Raw genomic sequence first — 19307 nt, forward strand, 5'->3', positions numbered from 1 at the left:
ATGACGCCGCCGGCGGGACGTGAGCGCGGCTTCCGACTCGTCGCCCTCGGCGACTCGATCACCGTGGGCGTCGGTGACACGGTCGGACCCGACGCCGTGCACGGCCCCGGCTGGGCAGCACATCTCGCCACCGTGCTCGGTGCGGAGACGTTCATCAACCTGGCCACCGAGGGCGCCCGCTCCCGCGACGTCGTCGGCACGCAGCTCACCGCCGCCCTGGCACTCCGGCCGCACCTCGCCACCGTGCTGGTCGGCGGCAACGACGTGCTCCGCAGCGACTTCGACGCCCGGCACACGCTCGCGGACCTGCACCGGACCGTCGGCGAGCTGTGCCGCGCCGGTACCGACGTCGTGCTCGTGCTGCTGCCGGTCATCGGCCTGTTCGAGCTCTGCCCGCGGCTGGTGCGACGCGTGATGCGGCGCCGGGTGGCGTCGATCAACGCGGCGGTGGAGGAGGTGGCGAGCTCGGCGCCCGGGTGGGTGGTCGTCGTCGACGCCGCGCGGGGGATCGCACCGGCCGGTTCCAGGGCGTGGCACATCGACCGTGTCCACCCGTCCCCGCTGGGCCACCGGACCCTGGCCCTGTCAGCGGCATCCGCCCTGTCCACGGGCCCGGGGTCCGAGAACGGGGTTGTGCACGCGACGTCGTCCATCACGTACACAACCCCGTTCTCATCAGCCGAGGCCCGGGGGCGGCTGCCCGTCGCGCCCGAGCCGCCGTCCGTGGTGGAGCGGGTGGTCTGGCTGCTTCGGGCCGGACTGCCCTGGTGCGTGCGCAGGGGCCGGGACTTCCTTCCCGGCCTGCTCCGGGCCGTCGTGCACGACGTCAGGTCGCAGGCACCCCGCCGGACCCGTTACGCGGCCGCATCGCGTCGATGATCCGGGTCCAGTTGTCGCCCCCGTGACCGTTGTCGCGGACCCAGGTGTAGTACGCCTGGACCGCCGCGGGCAGGGTCGTGTCGACGCCGACGGCCTCGCTCGCGGCGACCACGTGGTCCGCCGTCGCGCCCATCATGGTGGCAGTGCTCAGGTCCCCGGGGTACTCGCCGGCGTCGATCTCGGCGCCGGGGCTCCCGCCGACCGACAGCATCTCCCCCACGCCGACCAGGGTGAGCATCAGCTCCTCCAGCGCTGCCGAGGCCGTGACCCCGCTGGACTCCAGCAGCGCCGTGGCGTGCATGAGCGACGCGAGAGAGGTCAGGAACACGTCGAGGTTGGCCAGGTACATGAGCTGCGCCAGCCCCAGGTCCTCCCCGAGATAGCGCGGCGCGCCGATCGTCGCGAGCGTCTCCCGGTTGGCCTCCATCAGGTCGCTGGGCCCGCTGTAGTAGACGTACGCGGCCTCGGTGCCGACCATCGGCGCCGGCGTCATGACGCCGCCGGTCAGGAAACGCGCACCGTGCGCCTGGGCCCACGCGGCGCCCTCGCGGGTGCGCTCCGGCGAGTCCGAGCTGAGGTTCACGAGCGTCCGGCCCGCGAGCGCCTCCGCCGCGGGGCCCAGGATGTCGTGCATCGCCTGGTAGTCGGTGAGGCTCAGGATGACGAGCTTGCTCGCCGCGAGGGCGTCGGCGGGTGTGGCGGCGAGGGTGGCGCCGGCCGCGACGACGTCGGTGGCCCGGCTCGGGGTCCGGTTCCAGACGGTGACCGGGTGCCCCGCGCGCAGCAGGGCGTGGACCATCGCCTGCCCCATCGGGCCGAGGCCGATGAGAGTGACGGGTGCGTTCATCGGTGGGCCTCCGTGAGTTCGGCGCTGCTGTGGGCGTGTTCTGTGCGGTCGGTGCGGAGGCTCTCGTAGATCCTGGCGAAGGCCTCGGCGCCGTGGCCCTGGGCGATCTGCTTGCTGATCAGCTCCTGTACCGCGGCGATGGGTGTCGGCGCGACGCCCTGCTCCTCGCTCGCGCGCACTATGTGGCTGAGGTCGGAGAAGTCCAGGCTCTGCTGACCGGCGACGGTGTAGTCGCCGCCGTCGATCACGCGCGCGTCGGAGGCGAAGCCGAACGTCATCGCGCTGAGGAACGGCGTCGCGCGCGCCGCGAAGTCCGTGGCGCTCATGCCCGCGGATCCGGCCATCGCGGCACCGTGGAGGAACCCGGCGAACATCGTGTACATGCCCGAGAGCAGCGCCAGGTCGAACAGCGAGGCCAGGCCGGGGTCCTCGCCGTCGTAGGTGCTCGTCGCCCACCGGTCGATCACCGGCCGGACGGCTTCGAAGACCTCCCGGGTGCCGCTGTACAGGATCGAGGCCTCCGGGGCGCCGATCATGTGCGGGGTCGCCATGATCGCGCCGTCGAGGTAGGCAACGCCGTGCCCGGCCGCCCATGCGGCCAGCTCGCGTGCCTCGTTCGGCGTCGTGGTGGTCAGGTTCACCAGCGTGCGCCCCCGCAGCTCGGCGACGACCGGGTCGAGGGTCTCGTGCACCGACGCGTGGTCGAACAGGCAGGCGATGATCAGCTCGTTGGCCGTGACGGCCGCGCTGATCGCCGACGTCGCCTCGGCGCCCCGCGCGCTCAGGCCGGCGGCGCGGGCGGGAGTGCGGTTCCACACGGTCACTGCGTGGCCGGCGTCGAGCAGGCTGGTGGCGAGAGCGCTGCCCATCGCGCCCAGGCCCAGCACCGTGACGCCGGTGCCTCGGGGTTCGGTCATCAAAGATCTCCTCGGTAGGTCGGGACGTGACCATGCTCGGAGAGGGACGTACGATCGCGGAAGTACCCACTATTTACTGGGGTACTTACCATTTGGTGCGTACCCCGACCCACACCTCACACCCACATCTCACGAGGAGCGCCCGATGGCGATGTCACCGCGTAACGGTCCTTACATCTGCGGCATCGATGCGGCGCTGGACGTCGTCAGCGGCAAGTGGAAGGGCCTGATCCTCTGGGAGCTCGACGAGCACCGCGTGCGCCGGTTCGCCGAGCTGCGGCGCGGCCTGCCCGGCGTCAGCGAGAAGATGCTCACCCAGCACCTGCGCGAGATGGAGGCGGACGGGCTGGTCCACCGTCAGGTCTACGCGGAGGTGCCGCCGCGCGTCGAGTACTCCCTCACCGAGCACGGCCGGGCGCTCAACGCCGCCCTCGCCCCGCTCGGGGACTGGGGTGTCGAGCGGATCCGGCGGGAGCGGTCGGACCTGGTCGAGCACGCCGACGCCGCGGCGCTGCCCCGGCCGTGACGGGGTTCAGTCCAGCGGGAGCAGCCCGCGCTCGGTGAACACCTTCCGCGCGACGCCGACCGCGTTCAGCGCCCGCGGGAACCCGCAGTAGACGGAGCTGTGCAGGAAGACCTCGATGATCTGCTCGGGGGTGAGCCCGACGTTGAGCGACGCGCCGACGTGCACCTCGAGCTGCGCCTCGCTGCCGCCGAGCGCGGTGAGGATCCCGAGGGTCACCAGCTGCCGCTGCTTGGGCTTCAGCCCGGGCCGGGCGTAGATGTCCCCGTAACCCCACGCGACGATCTGGTGCCCGAGCTCGGGCGCGATGTCCGCCAGGGAGTCGATGACGTTGTGGCCGGGGTCGTCATGGACGGAGTCGAGGACCTTCTTGCCGGACGCGAATCGTTCCGCACGCACCGCATCTTTCTTGGTCATCGTCCTTCTCTTTCCGAGCTGCCGGCACGGGTGCGTGGGCTCTATCAGTGACACAGGAGCTGGCGCCGGTGGGCGCAGCCCCAGTCCAGCCCATGACCAGGCTGTAACGCAAGACGTCCGCGCAGGTCAAAGGTGCTTTTTCATCCGCCCGCTCGGAGGTGCCGTCTGGTCCGTGGCCTGGCGGTCCCGGCCCGCGACAATCGACCTAGGCTTGCCGTGTGACCGCATACGTACCTTTTGCTCCGCTGCCTCTCGATCAGGAGGACGTCCGGTACGAGCACGGTCCTGACTCGGCACGCAGGCCCGGCGTGCCGCACGGCTTCACCGTGGAGCTGCTCTGGGAGAGCCCGGCGTACCCCGGGACCACGCGGAAGGTCTGGATCCACGTGCCCGCCGCCTACAACCCCGCCGAGCCGGCCGGGATCGCCGTCTTCCAGGACGGCTGGTGGTACCTCGACCCCGACGGCGAGGTCCGGGGCGGGATAGTCCTGGACAACCTCGTCCACAGCGGCGACATCCCCGTCACGATCGGTGTGTTCGTCGACCCGGGCGTCTTCGCGGACATCGAGGATCCCGTCCGGCGCAAGAACCGCAACGCCGAGTACGACGCCTTCAACGGCTGGTACGGCGCCTTCCTCCTCGAGGAGATCGTCCCGGAGGTCCGACGGCGGTTCGCGATCACCGACGACCCGGAACGCTGGAGCATCGTGGGCGGCAGCAGCGGCGGGAACTGCGCCCTGACCGTGGCCTGGCACTACCCGGACCGGTTTCGCCGGGTCGCCGGCTTCCTGTCCAGCTTCACGCAACTGCCGGGCGGCAACAACTATCCGGCACTCATCCACATGATGCCCCGCAAGCCCCTCCGGATCTTCATGCAGGCCGGGCACCGGGACCTGCGCTGGAACCAGCCCGACAACAACTGGCTCGCGGAGAACCTGCGGGTCGCCGCGGCCCTCGCCGAGGCCGACTACGACTTCCGGCTCGTGCTCGGCGACGGCGGGCACAATCCCAACCACGCCGGGGTGCTGCTGCCGGACGCGCTGCGGTGGCTGGGGCGGCCGACCGAGGCTGGTTGACCACAGCCTGTGGATAACGTTCCGGGTCGGCGCCGTCGCCGGCGAGCAGGAGTGGGTGTCGGACGGCGGGGTGGCCTGGCGGCTGACTCAGACCAGCGCGGCGACGAGGTAGTCCTGCACGACCGTCGCGAACCCGCGTGGTACGTAACCCCTGAGCTCTGCGGGCGTGACCCACGCGATGTCCCGGACCTCGTCGGTATCGGCGACGTAGGCCTCGCCGTCCTGCACGCGGCAGGCCACGTAGCCGATGATCCGGCCGGTATCCGGGTGCACGCGCTCCCCCAGCGTCGTGACAGCCGCGACCACGAGGCCCGTCTCTTCCGCTGTCTCGCGCACCGCGGCCGCTGCGAAGGTCTCACCAGGTTCGACGGCGCCGGCCGGGAGCTGCCACGACAGCGAGCCTTCGGAGACTCGCCGCTGGACCAGGAGGAGGCGACCGTCCTGGACGACGACCGCTGCGGCGATGGCGGGTCTCTCGGCTGCGGCGATGGCGGGTCTCTCGGCTGCGGTCACCTCGGGCATGTCCTGGCTACGCGTCGAAGTCGTAGCGCAGGACGTACGCACCCGCGTCCATCACCATCACGTTGACCTCGACAGGGTCTCCCGACTCCGTGACTGCAGTACGGGTCACGACGAACACAGGGGTTCCGGCGGGCATCGCGAGCTCTTCGCTCTCGTCCTTGGTGGGCATCCGGCCGACGATGTCCTCGCGGAAATGAGCCGGCGCGTGGCCGAGGTCAGCAAGCCGTGCGTAGATACCGCCGGGGCCTGTGTCCTCCACCAGGATCTGAGTGCCTGCGACCAACACCGCCGGCAGGTATGACGTGGCAACGATGACGGGCTTGTCGTCCAGGAGGTAGCGCCGTCGACGGGTGGCGACCTTGGCGTCGCTGTCGAGGATGGCGGCAATGTCGTCGGGCGGATCAACCTCCGCGACGACCTCGAAATGATCGACAGTTGGGCGACGGCCGCGCGTCTCGTCATCCCAGACGCTGCGCCCGGCCTTCCACTTCCGGGCACTGACGCGGCTGATGCCGTTGCGCACGATCGGGTCGAAAGAGCGCACGAAGACCCCGACCCCGCGACGCGTCGTCGTCAGCCCTTCCGCCTGCAACATTCCGAGCGCGCTGCGCACCGTCAGCCGAGCAGCGCCGTAGTCCTTGATCAGTGTGTTCTCTCCGGGCAGCTGATCGCCCGGCCGGTACTCCCCACGCTCGATGGCGTCGCGAAGTTCAGCCGCAATCGTCTCGGCCACCCCTTGCTTCGCATCTTTAGACATGGCTCAAGCCTATGCGGCCCTCGCGGAAGCGAGTCACCCGTCCCCGGGGTCCTCCAGGCGACTTCTTTGTAGATGCGGTTGGCATCTTTAAAGAAGCGACCCACAGTGGAGGTGACGACATCTTTAAAGATGTTACCCGCACCAGGCCTACTGCCTCTGAGCGAAGGAGTCATCCATGGTCGCAACGAAGAGGGTGCTGTGATGCCGAGGTATCGAGTTGAAGCTCTGGACGTGAGTCGCAAGTACTTGTTCGAGGCGTCGTGGAGCCTGTCCCGCGCAGGACAGCGCCTGACCGAACATGGCTCGGAGGAGGACGGCACAGCCGAGGTCGGCCGGGAGGCCTGGCGCCTGTCGCGGCAGGTCGAGGCACTGAAGACGGTCGTGCGCCAGGCGCACGACGCGGCAACCGCTCACGAGGAGAGTCGCTCGTGATCCCGGTGGAGCTATTGGCCGCCTATGTGGTGCTCGACGTCGTCGCCGCCATGTGGGCGGTGATCGCGTGGCGCCGCTGAATCGGACCCTCGCAAATTCCGCGACGGAGGTCGCAGACCTGCTGACCGAGGTGGGAGAAGCCCGGATCAAGTGGGTCGAGATCTTCCGGGACCATTTGGTCGTGCATCCTGCACGGCGGTCAGAAGGCGGTGCAATCGCCGACCAGCTGGGGATCAATGTCGCGACGGACTACCCGGCCACGCGACCAGGATTCACGCTGTGGACCGGAAGCTGGAAGGGGGTCGACATGTACATCTACGGAGAACTGCGCGAAGTCATGCCGCCCGTCCGCCGGCGCAGAGATGACCGCCTGTGACTGCCATCGGTGTTGTCCAGTCGTGCTGGACGCCCGGCCTCGAAGTCAGGCGCTCAGCGGCGCAAACCTCGAGGTCCCCTCCTCGGCGTCGAGCTCACCCGGCGAACCGCGGCGTCAGAACGGCCGACCGGTAACGTGCCTACGTGCCCGGACCCGACGCGTCGTCCACAGGCCCTGTGGATCTCATCGCCCTCCGCGAGGCGCTGGAGGCGTCGTGGAGTGCGCAGACGTCGTACGGCGGTGTGTGGGAGGTGGGCAATCCCGCGCTCGGCCAGTGCTATCCGACGGCGCGCGTGGTGCAGCATTTCCTGCCCCGGAGCGAGATCGTCAAGGGAAACGTGTGGACCGGCGTCCGGCACGAGGTCCACTTCTGGTGCGAGCTCAAGGTCGGGGACGCGACGGTCGCGATCGACCTGACCTGGCAGCAGTTCCCGCCCGGATCCGTCGTGACGGCTCGGGAGACGCTCGATCGGAACGACCTCGGAGACAGCCCGGCCACCGTAGCCAGGTGCGACCTCTTGCTGTCGGACGTCGAGGCGCACCTCCACCGGGCCGTCCGCTAGCGCTGGTCACTCGCCGAGCGGGACCTCACGGATCACGTCCCACTCGTACATCCGCTGGTCGGTGGGAACGACTCTCGACGAGGAACTCGGCGATTGCTCGGCTGGGCACGCTCGGCCGGGGCCGAGCGCGGCCGCACCTGACGAGCGGCGGCCCACCACTCGCCGTCCGCCGTCGGCTACTGAGCCAGCCTGACCGCCTCGGCTGTGCCCTCAGTTCCCTGGAATCGCCCCAGATATTCATTGTTCGCCGAAGCGTCGAGTGGGAGTGTGCAGCCATGACGACGGCCAACACCCCTGAGAAGGGCTTCTGGCACCAGGTGGGGAGGCCGTTCCGAGCACTCGGTCGCGGTATCGGCCGAGTGCTGGAGGCTCTGGACCTCGTCAGCCTGGTCGTCAACATCGTCCGCGGCGTCATCTGGCTCTTTCGCAGCATCGGGCGGGCAATCTCCGATGCGACCTAGGGCCTGTTTCGGAAGTCGCTTCTGATCTGCGGGCTCGGCACGCTGCGGTGCGTCGGTTCAGGTTGCGCCGCCACGGAGTGTCCGGTGTGTCTCGTCGAGCGCGAGGCGAGCACCTTCGTCTGGTGTGTGGTCTGTCAGCTGACCGTCGCCGGGGTGGCGGGGCACCAGGTGGAAGTGCAGATGAAACACCTCCTGTCCTGCCGCAGCACCGTTGGACTGCAAGACGCTGATGCCGGCGGCGTCCAGCCTCGTGGTGAGCAGGAGCGCTGTCTCATGGAGTGCACGCCCGATCGCCGCGACCGCCTCCGCAGCGCCGTCATCGGTCAGGTCGTGCACGTGGCGGCGTGGAACGACGAGGGTATGCCCGGCTCGCAGAGGATTGATGTCGAGGAACGAACAGGCGCTGTCATCCTGGTAGACGAACCTCGCCGGAGCCCGCCTTGTCGCGATGGCACAGAAGATGCAGGAGTCACTCACGCTCACATTCTGAGCGAAGGCCCAGGGCCTGTTCTGGAACGGGTCAGCGCTGCCTGATCCAGGTCAGGACCTCGGTGACGATGGTGACGTGATCGGCTTCGCTGGTCGTCTCATGCTGGCCTGTGGCTGCGTCGCGGCGTTCGATCTCGTAGCCGACGAGGCCGCGCGTGCGGGTGTGGACGGAGATGGACCAGTCGAGGGTTTCGTCGTCGGGATAGATCACGAAGAACGTGTTGTCGGTGCCGTTCAGATCTTCAAGCATCTTGAGCAGCTCGACATGGCCGGGGTCCTCGACGTAGCCGCCGTCCTCGGTGTCGGCGTAATGGGGCCGTGGCTGGGCGTGCACGCACCCAGGATGCCAGCGTTCAGCCCGTCCGGACCACGGCGGCGATCCAGTCGTCAATCGCGGCGATCTTCACGGTCGCTTCGTAGCGGACCTGGAGCTTGTCATACCGTGTGGCCACCGCCCGCCAGCGTTTGAGCCGGTTGAACATGCACTCCACCGCGTGCCGCTGCTTGTAGTCCTTGTAGTCCACCTTCGGTGGCCGCCTGCCGGCCGAGCCCTTCGCCAGGCGGTTGGCGCGGTGGTCCTTCTTGTCCGGGATCGTCGCGCGGATCCCACGCCTACGCAGCAGTCGGCGGTTTGGCCGCCGAGGCGTACGCCTTGTCACCACGGACCCGGTCCGGACGCGTCCTGGGACGCCCGAGCCCGCCGCGACGCTTGACCCGGATGGTGTCGAGCACCGGGCCGAACTGCGGGCTGTCACCGCGCTGGCCGGCAGTGATGACCATCCTCATGAGCTTTTGCCCCTGCTCGCAGGCCGCGTGGATCTTCGTGGTCCATCCGCCCCGGGAACGACCCAGACCATGATCAGCCGGCTCGGCTCCTGGCGGCTCCTTCTGCGCGTCTGGGTTCCGTTGGGCGCCAGCGGCGTGCTGGTGCGCCCGGGCGATCGTGGAGTCCACGTTGACCTCCCAGCAGATCTGCCCACGACCGTCGGCCAGCGTCCGCAACGCGTCCAGCACCTGGTCCCAGACACCGCCACGCTGGTAACGGCGGAACACCCGATACAGGCTCGACCACGGCCCATACCGCTCGGGCACGTCCCGCCATGGGCACCCCGCTCGCACTCGATGCCGGATCCCGTCGACCTGCCTGCGCAGGTTCCGCGCCGGACGACCGCACGCCGCTATCGGCAGCAACGGCCCGACCACAGCCCACGCCGTATCCGTCAGATCATGCCGCCCGACCCCATCCACGACCCCGCATCATGCCGAACTCCCAGGCCAAGAGGCACTTCCGAAACAGGCCCTAACTGACCTTCGAGAACAAGAGGCATCCCCAACTAACGGAGGAAGGACGGCCTGGATCCCATGTTGAGGATGTCCAAGAAAAAGATGTCAGTGGTCGGCGGGAGCTGCGCGGAGCGGTTCAGCTGGCCGGTCGAACACCTCGGCCGGGATGAGCACGGCACATGGCTGGGCGCGCGACGCGGGAACCCGGTCCGTCAGCCCGACGGCCGTCGCGAAGAGGCTCAGGAACACGATGCTGTCTGGCTTGTCGCGGAAGGCGAATGGTTCTTGCCCGCCTTCTGGTTCACCGACTCGACCGACCTCACTATCGACATCTGCACACCGCCGCGGCTCGATGGAAGCGTGTGGTCCTTCGTCGACCTGGAACTGGATCTGTTTCGCAGCGCCGATGGTCGCGCCGGCATCGTCGACCAGGACGAGTTCGACGAACTGGCTCGGTCCGGGCACCTCACCGACAGCCAGGTAGCGACCGCAACCGAGGTCGCACAATCGCTCCTGCCTCTCGTGCAGATGGAGACAGAACCCTTCGGCGGAGCAGCGAGAGCCTGGCTGCGGTCACTTCGCCGATCTGATCCAGATCAGCGATGAGCGTGGCAGGTCTCAACGTCAGTGGCGGAGCGTAACCTCGGCCCGGTGGCAGCGAACAAGACTCCAGGACCTCGCGTCGTGATGATGTGCGGGCCAGGTGGTGCAGGAAAGACCACCTACGCCAAACGCCTGGAGCGCGAGGGCTGGACGCGTTTGTCGTTCGAGGTGGAGTTCTGGGATCGCGGAATCACGACGATGCCCTCCGCCGAAGTGGTCGCCGAAGTGGCAGCAGACCTGAAGGCGCGCTTGCTGCGGCATGTCGCGGCGGGGAACGACGTCGTGCTCGACTTCGGATTCTGGTTCCGGCGACAACGCGATGAGTTCCGCGCACTGCTCGCACCCCAGGACATCCTGCCGGAGACTGTCTATATCGCGACGAGTCTTGAAACCATCCTGAGCCGAGTCGGTGACCGACACGGCAGGCGGGCGGACGATTGGCCGCTCACCGAGCAGACGGCGACTGAATACTTCGAGAGGTTCGAGCCACCGACGCCCGAGGAGGGACCGCTCGAGGTGGTCCGCTAGGCCGGACCCATGTCACCCCGGATCTGCGGATCGTCATCGATCAACTCGTCCAACAGGCGGAGGCCGACCGCGCCTCGGACACCAATCTGGACTGAAAATGGACCGCCCGGCATGACGAAGGCCCCCAAATCCGCATGATTCTGCGGTTGGGGGCCTTCAGGGTGCGGTAGCGGTGAGATTCGAACTCACGGTGGACTTTCACCCACACACGCTTTCGAGGCGTGCTCCTTAGGCCGCTCGGACACGCTACCTTTGCCCGCCACAAGAGGAGCGGGCCGTAGCAGGATACCTGGTCGAAGCCGGGTTCCACGAATCGACTCCAGCGCCCCGGGCACACAGTGACGAGCGTCTCCCCCAGCCCACGACTGTCCAACGACCAGAACCGCCAGATCCTCCGGACGCGTCGCATCATCCGGCGACCCGGACCCGACCGTAGAGTGGCCTCATGGCGACGACCGCTGACGCAGAACCTCTTTCCGACACTGCGGCAGGTGCTGCGGCAGACGCTGCGGACGACCCCTCGGACCCCAAGGTGGGCGACCTCGTCGAGCGCACGGCGGCCTCGATCCGCTCCTGGATCATCACGGGCAAGGCGCGCCCGGGCGAGCGCCTCTCGGAGAAGGCAGTGGCTGAGACCCTCGCGGTCTCGCGCAACACGCTCCGCGAGGCCTTCCGGGTGCTCACCCACGAGAACCTGCTCGTCCGGCGCCCGCATGCCGGCGTCATGGTGGCCGTCCCTACGCTGGCGTCGATCCTCGACATCTACCGCGTGCGCCGCATGATCGAGGGCCAGGCCCTCCGAGGTGCGCTGCCCGGGCACCCGGCCACCGAGATCATGCGCAAGGCAGTCGAGAGCGCGGAGCGCGCCCGCGACGAGAAGGACTGGCGCACGGCCGGCACGGCCAACATGGAGTTCCATCGGGGGATCGTCGCGCTCTGCGACAGCGAGCACCTCGACCGGCTCTACGCCACCGTCTCCGCCGAGCTGCGCCTCGCGTTCGGCCTGCTCGCCAACCCGGAGTACCTGCACGCCCCCTACGTGGCGCGCAACGCGCGCATCCTGGAGATGACCCTCGCCGGAGACAGCGCGGCAGCCGCCGCGGAGCTCGACGAGTACCTCGTCCAGTCGGAGCGGACGGTCGCAGCCGCGTACTCCCGGCGCACACCTGGCGACCCGGCCTGACGCGCCGGCAAAGCACCAGAGCTCACCGCACCGGCAGCACCGCCAGCAGCTCCTCGAGCTGCGCTCTCGTGTTGGCGACGTAACCGCCCCGCAGCCGCATCGCCGCGTCCCACACCTCGCGCTCCCCCGACGTCTGCCGCTCCAGCACGCTCATGTTCTCGGTGAGGTCCAGCCGCCGGTTGAAGCCCTGGACCGTGTCGCGCCAGCGGTGCAGGGCGGTCACCAGCACGGTGTCCCGGCGCCGGTCGAGCGCCCCCGAGACGAGCGCGGCGTCGACGGCGGAGACCGCGAGCCGCGCGAAGACGGCTCGCGGCCGGTCGTCCGTCGTCCGCGCGAACTCGTTGTCGGCGAGCACCGCCCGGTTGCGGTCCAGCTCGCGCCGGATCGCCGCGAGCACCTGAGCGTGCCGTTCCGCCTCGCTGCTCAGCCGCTCCACGATCAGCCCCGTCATACCCGCGATGAGGGTCAGCGAGTTGACGGCCGGCTCCCAGCGCGGCTCTCCGGGAAGCGCGAACCACAGCACGCCCAGCACGAAGGCGGTGGCCAGCAGCACGTAGGTGACCGTCGCGACGGCGGCGCGCGCGACGGTCACGTGCCGCTCGACCAGCCAGCCCAGGCGGGGCACGGTCAGGCCCAGATGGTGAACGGCCGGTCGTCCACCCGCGGCTCCGCCACGTCAGGCGGGCCGACGACGTAGACCCGGTCCCCCGGACCCAGGACGCTGAGGATGCGTTCGAGAGCAGCCGCGGCGTCGTCGTCGTCCGTGACCGCGAGGTCCAGGTGCAGGTGCAGGACGCCCGCACCCACCCGCGCCCTGCGCCGGAGCAGAGGCACCGCGCGGACCAGCATGCCCAGCCGATGCCCCACGGGCTGCTGCACTGTCGGTTCGGCCATGTCGGTCATCCTCCGGCGTGAGCGGTCAGATATCGCTGCACAACCAGGCTAGCGGCGTCGGACATAAGTATCTAGGTTGTCCAACAATCTTTCTTCGGGTGACCGAACCGCAACAGCGTCGACCACCCACACCCAGACAACTCCCAGCCGGTTCCAGGCTTACCCCAGCCCCACCACAGGCCACCCCCGGGTCCATGCGTTTACCTGCAGTTCATCACCTCGCAAACCCCGGAGAACCGATGAATCAGTTCATGCTCTACGCGGTCGACCTCGTCGCCGTCACCGTCCTCACCTTCGCCCTGTACTTTCCACGGCACCGGCGGCGCGACCTCGTCGTCGCCTACCTCGGCGTCAACGTGGGCGTGCTCGCGGTCGCCGCGACACTCTCCGCGAGCGCCGTCGCAGCGGGCCTGGGGCTTGGCCTGTTCGGCGTGCTGTCGATCATCCGGCTCCGTTCGACCGAGCTGTCGCAGCACGAGGTCGCCTACTACTTCGCGTCGCTCGCGCTGGGCCTGCTCGGCGGGCTCGGGACGAGCACGGGCTGGCTCGGGATCGCGGGCAGCGCGCTGATCCTGCTCGTGATGGCCCTCGCCGATCATCCGCGTCTGTTCGCGCGGCACCACAGCCAGCTGGTCGTGCTGGATCGCGCGATCGCGGACCAGGAGGAGCTGGTGGTCCACCTGGAGCAGCTCCTGGGGGCACGGGTCAATGCCCTGACCGTGCAGCGCCTGGACCTCGTGAACGACTCCACGTGGGTGGACGTCCGCTACTCGGAGGCGCGTCGCCTGCCCGTCGTGACCGACGACGGCACGGGCGCCCCCACCACCGTGCACGAGGGGACGGCGGGCGCCGGCCGCTCGGAGCTGGTGGCTGCCCGATGATCGACACGCTCACCCCCGTCGGCCTGGACGAGCTCAACGACACCGCCGCTCTGCAGACGCGCCACGACCGCAAGTACGTCCTGACCCCGGACGAGCTGGCCGGCCTGCTGTCCGCGCTCCCGTCGGCGCGGGTCCTCGAGATCGACGGCGCCCGCTCGTTCGCCTACGACTCCACCTACTTCGACACCCCTGAGCTCGACGCATATCACCTGGCGGCGACGCGCCGTCGTCGCCGGTTCAAGGTACGCACGCGAACCTACGTCGACTCCGGGTCGTGCTTCGTCGAGGTGAAGACCCGCGCGGGCCGCGGCACCACGGTCAAGGAGCGGCAGCCGCACGACGACGCCGGCCACCTCGGCGGGGCGCGCACCTTCGTCTCGGCCCGCCTGGCCGACGCCGGCGCCCCGCCCGCGCCGGTGCTCACCCCGACCCTGCGGTCGAGGTACCACCGCACCACGCTCCTGCTCGACGACGCCCGGGTCACTCTCGACACGGGCCTGGTCTGGGAGCTGCTGGCGTCCGACGGCGTCGGCCCTGACGCACCGCGCAGCGCCGCGATCGGCGACCGCGTCGTGGTCGAGACCAAGACCGCCGCCGGCTCCGGGCCGTCGTCGGTGGACCGCCTGCTCTGGCGGGCCGGACACCGCCCGGACCGCATCTCGAAGTACGCCACCGGGCTGGCCGTGCTCGTGCCGGACCTGCCCGACGCACCCTGGCGGCGCCTCGTCCGGCGCCGTCTCGACATCCACTCCACCCCCTGCACGACCACCTGCACCACCCAGCTGACCAGCGAGAGGACCCCCTCATGACCATCCGCCGACCCAACCGCTTCCTGACCGCCACGCTCTCCGGGGCCCTCGTTGTCGGCGCGCTCGCCGGCTGCAGCACGGCCGCGGCCACGCCCACCGACGCCGCCTCACCGGTCACGCTCTCGGACGTCGCCACCTCGGTCGACGACGCGCTCGCCGACAACGAGGACTACACAGCGCTGGCCGCTCTCGCGGACAAGTCCTGGGACACCGCGAGCGAGACCACCGTCGCGCTCGACGGCGACGGCGCGACCGTCTCGGGGGACGGCGCCACCGCGGACGGCTCCACGGTGACCATCTCGGCGCCCGGCACGTACCGGATCAGCGGCACCCTGGACGACGGCCAGGTGATCGTCAGCTCGGAGGCCGACGGCCTGGTCCGGCTCGTGCTCGACGGCGCCGACATCACCAGCTCCACCGGCTCCGCCATCGCGGTCACCCAGGCCGACGACGTGTCGGTGGTCCTGGCGGACGGTTCGTCGAACAGCCTCACCGACGCCTCTACGTACGCGGACACCAGCGAGGACGCGCCGAACGCGGCACTCTTCTCGTCGGACTCGATGGTGATCTCCGGTACCGGCGCACTGAACGTGACGGGCCGCTCCAACGACGGCATCGCCTCGAAGGACGGCCTGGTGATCGCGAGCGGCGACATCACCGTCACCGCGGTGGACGACGGAGTACGCGGCAAGGACTTCCTGGTCGTCGCGGGTGGCACCATCGACGTCGACGCGACCGGCGACGGCCTGAAGGCGGACAACGAGGACGGCACCAACGACGACGGCGAGACCGTGGGCTACGCGGCGCTCCTCGGCGGCGAGATCACCGTCGCGTCCGGCGACGACGGCGTGCACGCCGAGAGCGACCTCCTGGTGGACGGCGCGACGGTCACCGTGTCCGAGTCGGTGGAGGGCCTGGAGGCAGCGCACATCCTCGTGACGAGTGGCACCGTCGACGTCATCTCGTCGGACGACGGCTTCAACGCGGCAGGCACCACGAGCACGGCGGATACCGCGGAGACTGCGGAGACCACGACGGAGGGCGAGCCCCCGGCGTCGGGCACCATGCCCGAGGGTGGGCCGCCCCAGGGCGGTGGCGGCATGCCCGGCGAGGCGGCCGGCGACTTCTCGCTGGTGATCACGGGCGGCGACGTCACCGTCGACGCCGGTGGCGACGGCCTGGACTCGAACGGGACGCTGACGATCTCGGGCGGTGACGTCACGGTCTTCGGCCCGACGAACGGGGGCAACGGCACGCTCGACAGCGCCGGCGCGATCACCGTCGACGGCGGGACGCTGCTCGCGGTCGGGACGTCGAGCATGCTGCAGACCCCGGGCGACGGCTCGGAGGGCTGGGTCGCGGCGACCTTCGACACGCTGAGCGCGGGGACGGAGCTGACAGTGGTCGACTCGTCCGGGACCGCCGTCGCCGAGGTGACACTGACCAAGGACACGCAGTCTGTGGTCCTGGCCTCCGCGGACGTGACCAGCGGCGAGGAGTACACGATCCAGGCGGACGGCTCGGAGATCGCGACGGCGACGGCAGGCGAGACCCCGGAGGGCACAGAAATGGCCCCCCGCCCCTGACCGACAACGCTGAGTGCTGGGTATTTGCGGGTTCTGAACGTCAGAACGCACAGATACCCAGCACTCAACGGGTTCAGTAGACGTATGGCCAGCCCGATGAGTCGTAGGCCAGGAGGTTGATGCCCAGGCGGGACGCCCCGCTGTCCGTGTAGTAGTGGTAGAAGAACGCATCGGCGTCGTTGTCGGCGATGACCGCCTGGTGGCCCGGCCCGTGGATGCTCCCGTGGCCCGCCAGGATCTCCGTCCCGCCACCGGAGTTCATGGCGGTCCCCGCGCGGTCGACGTACGGACCGGTGACCGACGTCGACCGGCCCACCATCACGCGGTAGGTGCTGCTGGCGCCCTGGCAGCAGGCGTCGAACGAGACGAACAGGTAGTAGTAACCGCCCCGGTAGTGGATGGTCGGCGCCTCGATGGCGCCGCCGCCACGGCCGGCGATGCTGTGGAACTCGGTCCCGGACCGCTTGCCCGTCGCGGCGTCGAGCCTGATCATCTTGAGGCCCGACCAGAACGAGCCGAAGCTCAGGTACCAGCGGCCGGACTGGTCGATGACGAGGTTGGGGTCGATGGCGTTCCAGTTGTCCGACGTCCGCGACTCGACGACGAGGCCCTGGTTGGTCCACGAGCCCTGCGCACCGGTGGTGCTCGTGGCGAGGAAGATCGCCGAACGGTTCGAGCCGAACGTCGAGGCCGAGTAGTACATGTAGTAGCGGCCGTTGACGTACGTGATGTCCGGCGCCCAGACGTGGTTGCTGTTGTTCGTGTACGAGTGCGCCCACGGGACACCGTTCGGGAACGCGGCCCCGGCGTCGTTCCACCGGGTGCGGTCGGTGGACGTCTTCAGGGTGATCCCGTCGCCCGTGTGGGCGAGCAGGTAGCCGCCCGACGGCGTCTTGGCGACCTCCGGGTCGTGCACGCCGGTGCTCCCGGTGACGGTCCCCGGGTTGGGATAGGCCGCCACCACGCCGGGTGCCGCCATCGACGCGGCGGGGCTGATCGCGAGCCCGGCGGTGACAAGCAGCGCGACGGCCACCTGTCGGCGTCGGGCTCTGCCGGCTGATCGTGTTCGGAACTGGTGCATCTTTGCCTCCGTCCGGAAGGTGCCGGCCGCGACGGGGCCCGATTGTGAGCGCTCACAATCCAGGGCCGGACCGTCGTCGCTCCGGCTTCTACAAGGTTGTAGAACAGTGTGGGGCGGGTGAATTGACGCGTCAAGGGGCAGCCGAGACGAGTGTCGCCGGCGCCCCGAGCCAGCACCGCGGAGCAGTGGGCGAAACGGGCTGTCACATCCCGCGTCCTGCGCGGTAGCCTTCCGACACCGCCGAGGGAGGACACCGATGCCCGCGCCCACGCTCTTCGACTACTCGGACCACAGTCCGTACTCGAACCCCGGAAGTCACGCAGGACTCTTCACCGAGCTGAGCACCGCTCCAGCCGACCTGCACGAGTTCGTCTGCTCCGCCGTCGTGCACTACCGGGCCGGTGGCCCGCAGCTGACCGAGGCCCAGAAGGCGGACCCGGACCGTCGCTGGCTGACCTCGATCCTGGATGCCGCCGAGATGCGCGCGCCGCTCGACGGGCCGCGCACGCAGGCCCAGCAGGTGGCCGGCTGCTGCCGTGACCACACGCTGCTGGCGCTCGGCGTGCTGCGCACGCACGGCGTCCCCGCGCGGTCCCGGATCGGCTTCGCCACGTACTTCACACCCGGCTGGAACGCCGACCACGTGGTGGGCGAGCGCTGGGACGGCACCCGCTGGGTGCGGTTCGACCCGGAGCTCAGCCAGGAGGACTTCGACTTCGACGTCCACGACATGCCGACCGGACCGGGCTCCCCGTTCCCGACGGCGGCCGAGTCCTGGCTGGCGATCCGGGCCGGCACCACCGACCCCGCCACGTACGGCGTGGGCGCGGGCCCTGGCCTGCCGGGGTTGAGCGGCCGGGACTTCGTACGCGACTACGTGCTGCTCGAGGTGGCGCACCGGCACCGCGACGAGCTGCTGCTCTGGGACCTGTGGGGATCGCGGCTCCGGAGCCCGGTCGTCCGCGAGGCGGGGAACGGTCGCGCAGAGGCCTGGGTCCAGGAGACCGGGCTGCCGGGCGCCGACGTGTCCGACGACGAGCTGGACGCCGTCGCCGACGAGCTCGCGTACCTGCTCGTCGCCGCCGACGCCGGAGACCAGGAGGCCGCCGACCAGCTCGCCGAGCTCTACCGCGAGGACGTGCGGCTGCACCCGGGCGACCGCGTGCTCACGCTCTCTCCCACGGGCCACCGCGGCGTCACGGACCTCGCCGCCCACTGACGTTCGTCGTGGGCGTGATCGCGATGATCACGCCCACGACGAAGCAGGGTCAGAGGCGGGTCGCCAGCTCCTGCAGGACGTCGCTCGTGCCCGCCTCGATCTTCACCGTGGCGTACTTGTCGCCGCGGGTGATGCCGCGGTTCACGATCACGACGGGCTTGCCCTCGCCCGCCGCGTGCCGCACGAACCGGAGCCCGCTCATCACGGTCAGGGACGAGCCCGCGACGAGCAGCGCGTCGGCGGAGTCCACCATCGCGAACGCCCGCTCCACGCGCTCGCGCGGCACGTTCTCGCCGAAGTAGACGATCTCCGGCTTGAGCACCCCGCCGCAGAACTCACAGGGCGCCGGCCGGAAGTGGGCGGTCGACTCGATGACGGCGTCGGCGTCGGGTGCTATCTCGATGTCCGCGACGTCACCGACCGACTCGAGGAAGTCCGGGTTGAGGGCGTCGAGCCGCTCGGCGAGGTGCGTGCGCGAGATGACCCGGCCGCAGGACAGGCAGATCACCCGGTCGTAGCGTCCGTGCAGGTCGATGACGTTGCGCGAGCCCGCGTCCTCGTGCAGCAGGTCCACGTTCTGCGTGATGATCCCGGCGAGGAGGTCGCGCTCCTCCAGCCGGACGAGCGCCCGGTGCCCGGTGTTCGGCACCGTCCGGTTCACGTGCTTCCAGCCCACGTGGTTACGGGCCCAGTAGTGACGGCGGAACTCCTCGTCGCCCACGAACTGCTGGTAGGTCATCGGGTTGCGGGGCGGGGAGTCGGGGCCGCGGTAGTCGGGGATGCCTGAGTCGGTAGAGACCCCGGCGCCCGTGAGCGCGGTGAACCGCAGGCCGGCGAGCACTTCGACGGCGTCGTCCACCGTGGTGCGGGCGACCTCGACGGGCTCTGGCTGCCAGGTGGTGGGTCGGGCTTGAGGGAACACGCTTACGAGGGTATGCCGGGACAGGACCGGCGGCGGCGCCGTGTGTTCCATTTCGCAC

26 protein-coding genes and 1 tRNA gene are annotated in these 19307 nt (G+C 69.7%); 14 read left to right on the plus strand and 13 right to left on the minus strand.

Annotated features, from left to right (window positions below; all coding sequences use genetic code 11):
* Window positions 1-879, plus strand: a complete 879-nt coding sequence (locus ACQEVI_RS10040; protein WP_432897681.1) for an SGNH/GDSL hydrolase family protein — start codon at window positions 1-3, stop codon at window positions 877-879.
* Here ACQEVI_RS10040 and ACQEVI_RS10045 read toward each other — a convergent pair.
* Together ACQEVI_RS10045 and ACQEVI_RS10050 are read right to left on the minus strand one after the other, a co-directional pair.
* Window positions 827-1726, minus strand: coding sequence for an NAD(P)-dependent oxidoreductase (locus ACQEVI_RS10045; protein WP_432897684.1), 900 nt, complete (start codon window positions 1724-1726; stop codon window positions 827-829). The two genes, ACQEVI_RS10040 and ACQEVI_RS10045, sit on opposite strands and share 53 nt — an antisense overlap.
* Entirely contained in the window at window positions 1723-2643 is a 921-nt protein-coding gene (locus ACQEVI_RS10050; protein ID WP_432897687.1) for an NAD(P)-dependent oxidoreductase, read from the minus strand. Before ACQEVI_RS10050 ends, ACQEVI_RS10045 begins: the two co-directional genes overlap by 4 nt.
* A 145-nt stretch (window positions 2644-2788) precedes the next feature.
* On the opposite strand from ACQEVI_RS10050, the gene ACQEVI_RS10055 reads away from it, so the two are divergent.
* Window positions 2789-3169 carry a winged helix-turn-helix transcriptional regulator gene (locus ACQEVI_RS10055; protein ID WP_432897690.1) on the plus strand — a complete coding sequence of 127 codons (381 nt, stop codon included), beginning with the start codon at window positions 2789-2791 and terminating at the stop codon, window positions 3167-3169.
* A gap of 6 nt (window positions 3170-3175) precedes the next feature.
* Here ACQEVI_RS10055 and ACQEVI_RS10060 read toward each other — a convergent pair whose 3' ends face one another.
* Entirely contained in the window at window positions 3176-3583 is a 408-nt protein-coding gene (locus ACQEVI_RS10060; protein ID WP_432897693.1) for a carboxymuconolactone decarboxylase family protein, read from the minus strand.
* A gap of 218 nt (window positions 3584-3801) precedes the next feature.
* Between ACQEVI_RS10060 and ACQEVI_RS10065 the strand changes: the two genes are divergently transcribed.
* On the plus strand, window positions 3802-4659 hold the full coding sequence (locus ACQEVI_RS10065; RefSeq protein ID WP_432897696.1) for an alpha/beta hydrolase: 858 nt from the start codon (window positions 3802-3804) through the stop codon (window positions 4657-4659).
* 87 nt (window positions 4660-4746) lie between these two features.
* Here the strand turns inward: ACQEVI_RS10065 and ACQEVI_RS10070 are convergent, their stop codons facing one another.
* Together ACQEVI_RS10070 and ACQEVI_RS10075 are read right to left on the minus strand one after the other, a co-directional pair.
* Window positions 4747-5181: an NUDIX hydrolase gene (locus ACQEVI_RS10070; protein WP_432897699.1), complete on the minus strand. Its 435-nt coding sequence runs from the start codon at window positions 5179-5181 to the stop codon at window positions 4747-4749.
* Window positions 5182-5188: 7 nt separating this feature from the next.
* The gene (locus ACQEVI_RS10075) at window positions 5189-5938 is read right to left on the minus strand and encodes a GntR family transcriptional regulator (RefSeq protein WP_432897702.1); all 750 of its coding nucleotides are present in this window, start codon (window positions 5936-5938) and stop codon (window positions 5189-5191) included.
* Window positions 5939-6169: 231 nt separating this feature from the next.
* Here ACQEVI_RS10075 and ACQEVI_RS10080 point away from each other — a divergent pair, with 231 nt between their 5' ends.
* The 4 genes from ACQEVI_RS10080 to ACQEVI_RS10095 all read left to right on the plus strand — a co-directional run bounded on the left by ACQEVI_RS10080 (window position 6170) and on the right by ACQEVI_RS10095 (window position 7770).
* Complete coding sequence (locus tag ACQEVI_RS10080; protein ID WP_432897704.1) at window positions 6170-6370, plus strand: hypothetical protein; 201 nt, start codon at window positions 6170-6172, stop codon at window positions 6368-6370.
* A gap of 67 nt (window positions 6371-6437) precedes the next feature.
* Window positions 6438-6746, plus strand: a complete 309-nt coding sequence (locus ACQEVI_RS10085; RefSeq protein WP_432897707.1) for a hypothetical protein — start codon at window positions 6438-6440, stop codon at window positions 6744-6746.
* Window positions 6747-6889: 143 nt separating this feature from the next.
* Window positions 6890-7309, plus strand: coding sequence for a YunG family protein (locus ACQEVI_RS10090; RefSeq protein ID WP_432897709.1), 420 nt, complete (start codon window positions 6890-6892; stop codon window positions 7307-7309).
* 275 nt (window positions 7310-7584) lie between these two features.
* Window positions 7585-7770 carry a hypothetical protein gene (locus tag ACQEVI_RS10095; RefSeq protein ID WP_432897712.1) on the plus strand — a complete coding sequence of 62 codons (186 nt, stop codon included), beginning with the start codon at window positions 7585-7587 and terminating at the stop codon, window positions 7768-7770.
* A gap of 57 nt (window positions 7771-7827) precedes the next feature.
* On the opposite strand, the gene ACQEVI_RS10100 is transcribed toward ACQEVI_RS10095, so the two are convergent.
* From ACQEVI_RS10100 to ACQEVI_RS10110, 3 genes are all read right to left on the minus strand, one after another.
* Entirely contained in the window at window positions 7828-8247 is a 420-nt protein-coding gene (locus ACQEVI_RS10100) for an HIT family protein (RefSeq protein WP_432897714.1), read from the minus strand.
* Window positions 8248-8290: 43 nt separating this feature from the next.
* Window positions 8291-8593, minus strand: a complete 303-nt coding sequence (locus ACQEVI_RS10105) for a hypothetical protein (RefSeq protein ID WP_432897716.1) — start codon at window positions 8591-8593, stop codon at window positions 8291-8293.
* Window positions 8594-8612: 19 nt separating this feature from the next.
* Window positions 8613-9507 (minus strand): IS5 family transposase gene (locus ACQEVI_RS10110; protein WP_432897719.1). Its coding sequence is split into 2 segments (ribosomal slippage): window positions 8613-8897 and window positions 8899-9507, totalling 894 coding nucleotides; the frame shifts between segments, so codons are not numbered across the junction.
* Between the two features lie 123 nt (window positions 9508-9630).
* Here ACQEVI_RS10110 and ACQEVI_RS10115 point away from each other — a divergent pair.
* Window positions 9631-10149, plus strand: coding sequence for a DUF402 domain-containing protein (locus ACQEVI_RS10115; protein ID WP_432897722.1), 519 nt, complete (start codon window positions 9631-9633; stop codon window positions 10147-10149).
* Window positions 10150-10194: 45 nt separating this feature from the next.
* Entirely contained in the window at window positions 10195-10674 is a 480-nt protein-coding gene (locus tag ACQEVI_RS10120; protein WP_432897725.1) for an AAA family ATPase, read from the plus strand.
* Window positions 10675-10838: 164 nt separating this feature from the next.
* Here ACQEVI_RS10120 and ACQEVI_RS10125 read toward each other — a convergent pair.
* A tRNA-Ser gene (locus ACQEVI_RS10125) sits at window positions 10839-10925 on the minus strand.
* Window positions 10926-11119: 194 nt separating this feature from the next.
* Between ACQEVI_RS10125 and ACQEVI_RS10130 the strand changes: the two genes are divergently transcribed.
* Window positions 11120-11857: a GntR family transcriptional regulator gene (locus tag ACQEVI_RS10130; RefSeq protein WP_432897729.1), complete on the plus strand. Its 738-nt coding sequence runs from the start codon at window positions 11120-11122 to the stop codon at window positions 11855-11857.
* 22 nt (window positions 11858-11879) lie between these two features.
* On the opposite strand, the gene ACQEVI_RS10135 is transcribed toward ACQEVI_RS10130, so the two are convergent.
* Together ACQEVI_RS10135 and ACQEVI_RS10140 are read right to left on the minus strand one after the other, a co-directional pair.
* Window positions 11880-12482 carry a hypothetical protein gene (locus tag ACQEVI_RS10135; protein ID WP_432897732.1) on the minus strand — a complete coding sequence of 201 codons (603 nt, stop codon included), beginning with the start codon at window positions 12480-12482 and terminating at the stop codon, window positions 11880-11882.
* Between the two features lie 2 nt (window positions 12483-12484).
* Entirely contained in the window at window positions 12485-12751 is a 267-nt protein-coding gene (locus ACQEVI_RS10140; protein ID WP_432897735.1) for a hypothetical protein, read from the minus strand.
* 239 nt (window positions 12752-12990) lie between these two features.
* On the opposite strand from ACQEVI_RS10140, the gene ACQEVI_RS10145 reads away from it, so the two are divergent.
* From ACQEVI_RS10145 to ACQEVI_RS10155, 3 genes are read left to right on the plus strand one after another with little or no spacing between them, the layout of a single operon-like run.
* Window positions 12991-13632, plus strand: a complete 642-nt coding sequence (locus ACQEVI_RS10145; RefSeq protein WP_432897738.1) for a DUF4956 domain-containing protein — start codon at window positions 12991-12993, stop codon at window positions 13630-13632.
* Window positions 13629-14441 (plus strand): polyphosphate polymerase domain-containing protein, encoded by an 813-nt coding sequence (locus ACQEVI_RS10150; protein ID WP_432897741.1) that lies wholly within the window; start codon window positions 13629-13631, stop codon window positions 14439-14441. The genes ACQEVI_RS10145 and ACQEVI_RS10150 overlap by 4 nt, the downstream gene beginning before the upstream one ends.
* Window positions 14438-16027, plus strand: coding sequence for a carbohydrate-binding domain-containing protein (locus ACQEVI_RS10155; RefSeq protein WP_432897744.1), 1590 nt, complete (start codon window positions 14438-14440; stop codon window positions 16025-16027). The genes ACQEVI_RS10150 and ACQEVI_RS10155 overlap by 4 nt, the downstream gene beginning before the upstream one ends.
* A 73-nt stretch (window positions 16028-16100) precedes the next feature.
* Here the strand turns inward: ACQEVI_RS10155 and ACQEVI_RS10160 are convergent, their stop codons facing one another.
* Entirely contained in the window at window positions 16101-17108 is a 1008-nt protein-coding gene (locus ACQEVI_RS10160; protein WP_432897747.1) for an arabinan endo-1,5-alpha-L-arabinosidase, read from the minus strand.
* A gap of 256 nt (window positions 17109-17364) precedes the next feature.
* Between ACQEVI_RS10160 and ACQEVI_RS10165 the strand changes: the two genes are divergently transcribed.
* Window positions 17365-18327 (plus strand): transglutaminase-like domain-containing protein, encoded by a 963-nt coding sequence (locus tag ACQEVI_RS10165; RefSeq protein WP_432897750.1) that lies wholly within the window; start codon window positions 17365-17367, stop codon window positions 18325-18327.
* Window positions 18328-18376: 49 nt separating this feature from the next.
* Here ACQEVI_RS10165 and ACQEVI_RS10170 read toward each other — a convergent pair whose 3' ends face one another.
* A complete protein-coding gene (locus ACQEVI_RS10170) occupies window positions 18377-19300 on the minus strand; it encodes a Sir2 family NAD-dependent protein deacetylase (RefSeq protein WP_432897753.1) in 924 nt (307 codons plus the stop codon).
* Window positions 19301-19307 lie beyond the last annotated feature (7 nt).

The organism is Promicromonospora sp. CA-289599 (assembly GCF_050936155.1).
GTDB lineage: Bacteria > Actinomycetota > Actinomycetes > Actinomycetales > Cellulomonadaceae > Promicromonospora.

Excerpts from the sequence above, each read along its gene's own strand:
- ACQEVI_RS10040 (WP_432897681.1), top strand. The coding sequence starts at position 1 with ATGACGCCGCCGGCGGGACGTGAGCGCGGCTTCCGACTCGTCGCCCTC.
- ACQEVI_RS10045 (WP_432897684.1), bottom strand. The coding sequence starts at position 1,726 with ATGAACGCACCCGTCACTCTCATCGGCCTCGGCCCGATGGGGCAGGCG.
- ACQEVI_RS10050 (WP_432897687.1), bottom strand. The coding sequence starts at position 2,643 with ATGACCGAACCCCGAGGCACCGGCGTCACGGTGCTGGGCCTGGGCGCG.
- ACQEVI_RS10055 (WP_432897690.1), top strand. The coding sequence starts at position 2,789 with ATGGCGATGTCACCGCGTAACGGTCCTTACATCTGCGGCATCGATGCG.
- ACQEVI_RS10060 (WP_432897693.1), bottom strand. The coding sequence starts at position 3,583 with ATGACCAAGAAAGATGCGGTGCGTGCGGAACGATTCGCGTCCGGCAAG.
- ACQEVI_RS10070 (WP_432897699.1), bottom strand. The coding sequence starts at position 5,181 with ATGCCCGAGGTGACCGCAGCCGAGAGACCCGCCATCGCCGCAGCCGAG.
- ACQEVI_RS10075 (WP_432897702.1), bottom strand. The coding sequence starts at position 5,938 with ATGTCTAAAGATGCGAAGCAAGGGGTGGCCGAGACGATTGCGGCTGAA.
- ACQEVI_RS10095 (WP_432897712.1), top strand. The coding sequence starts at position 7,585 with ATGACGACGGCCAACACCCCTGAGAAGGGCTTCTGGCACCAGGTGGGG.
- ACQEVI_RS10115 (WP_432897722.1), top strand. The coding sequence starts at position 9,631 with ATGTCCAAGAAAAAGATGTCAGTGGTCGGCGGGAGCTGCGCGGAGCGG.
- ACQEVI_RS10130 (WP_432897729.1), top strand. The coding sequence starts at position 11,120 with ATGGCGACGACCGCTGACGCAGAACCTCTTTCCGACACTGCGGCAGGT.
- ACQEVI_RS10140 (WP_432897735.1), bottom strand. The coding sequence starts at position 12,751 with ATGGCCGAACCGACAGTGCAGCAGCCCGTGGGGCATCGGCTGGGCATG.
- ACQEVI_RS10145 (WP_432897738.1), top strand. The coding sequence starts at position 12,991 with ATGAATCAGTTCATGCTCTACGCGGTCGACCTCGTCGCCGTCACCGTC.
- ACQEVI_RS10150 (WP_432897741.1), top strand. The coding sequence starts at position 13,629 with ATGATCGACACGCTCACCCCCGTCGGCCTGGACGAGCTCAACGACACC.
- ACQEVI_RS10155 (WP_432897744.1), top strand. The coding sequence starts at position 14,438 with ATGACCATCCGCCGACCCAACCGCTTCCTGACCGCCACGCTCTCCGGG.
- ACQEVI_RS10160 (WP_432897747.1), bottom strand. The coding sequence starts at position 17,108 with ATGCACCAGTTCCGAACACGATCAGCCGGCAGAGCCCGACGCCGACAG.
- ACQEVI_RS10165 (WP_432897750.1), top strand. The coding sequence starts at position 17,365 with ATGCCCGCGCCCACGCTCTTCGACTACTCGGACCACAGTCCGTACTCG.
- ACQEVI_RS10170 (WP_432897753.1), bottom strand. The coding sequence starts at position 19,300 with ATGGAACACACGGCGCCGCCGCCGGTCCTGTCCCGGCATACCCTCGTA.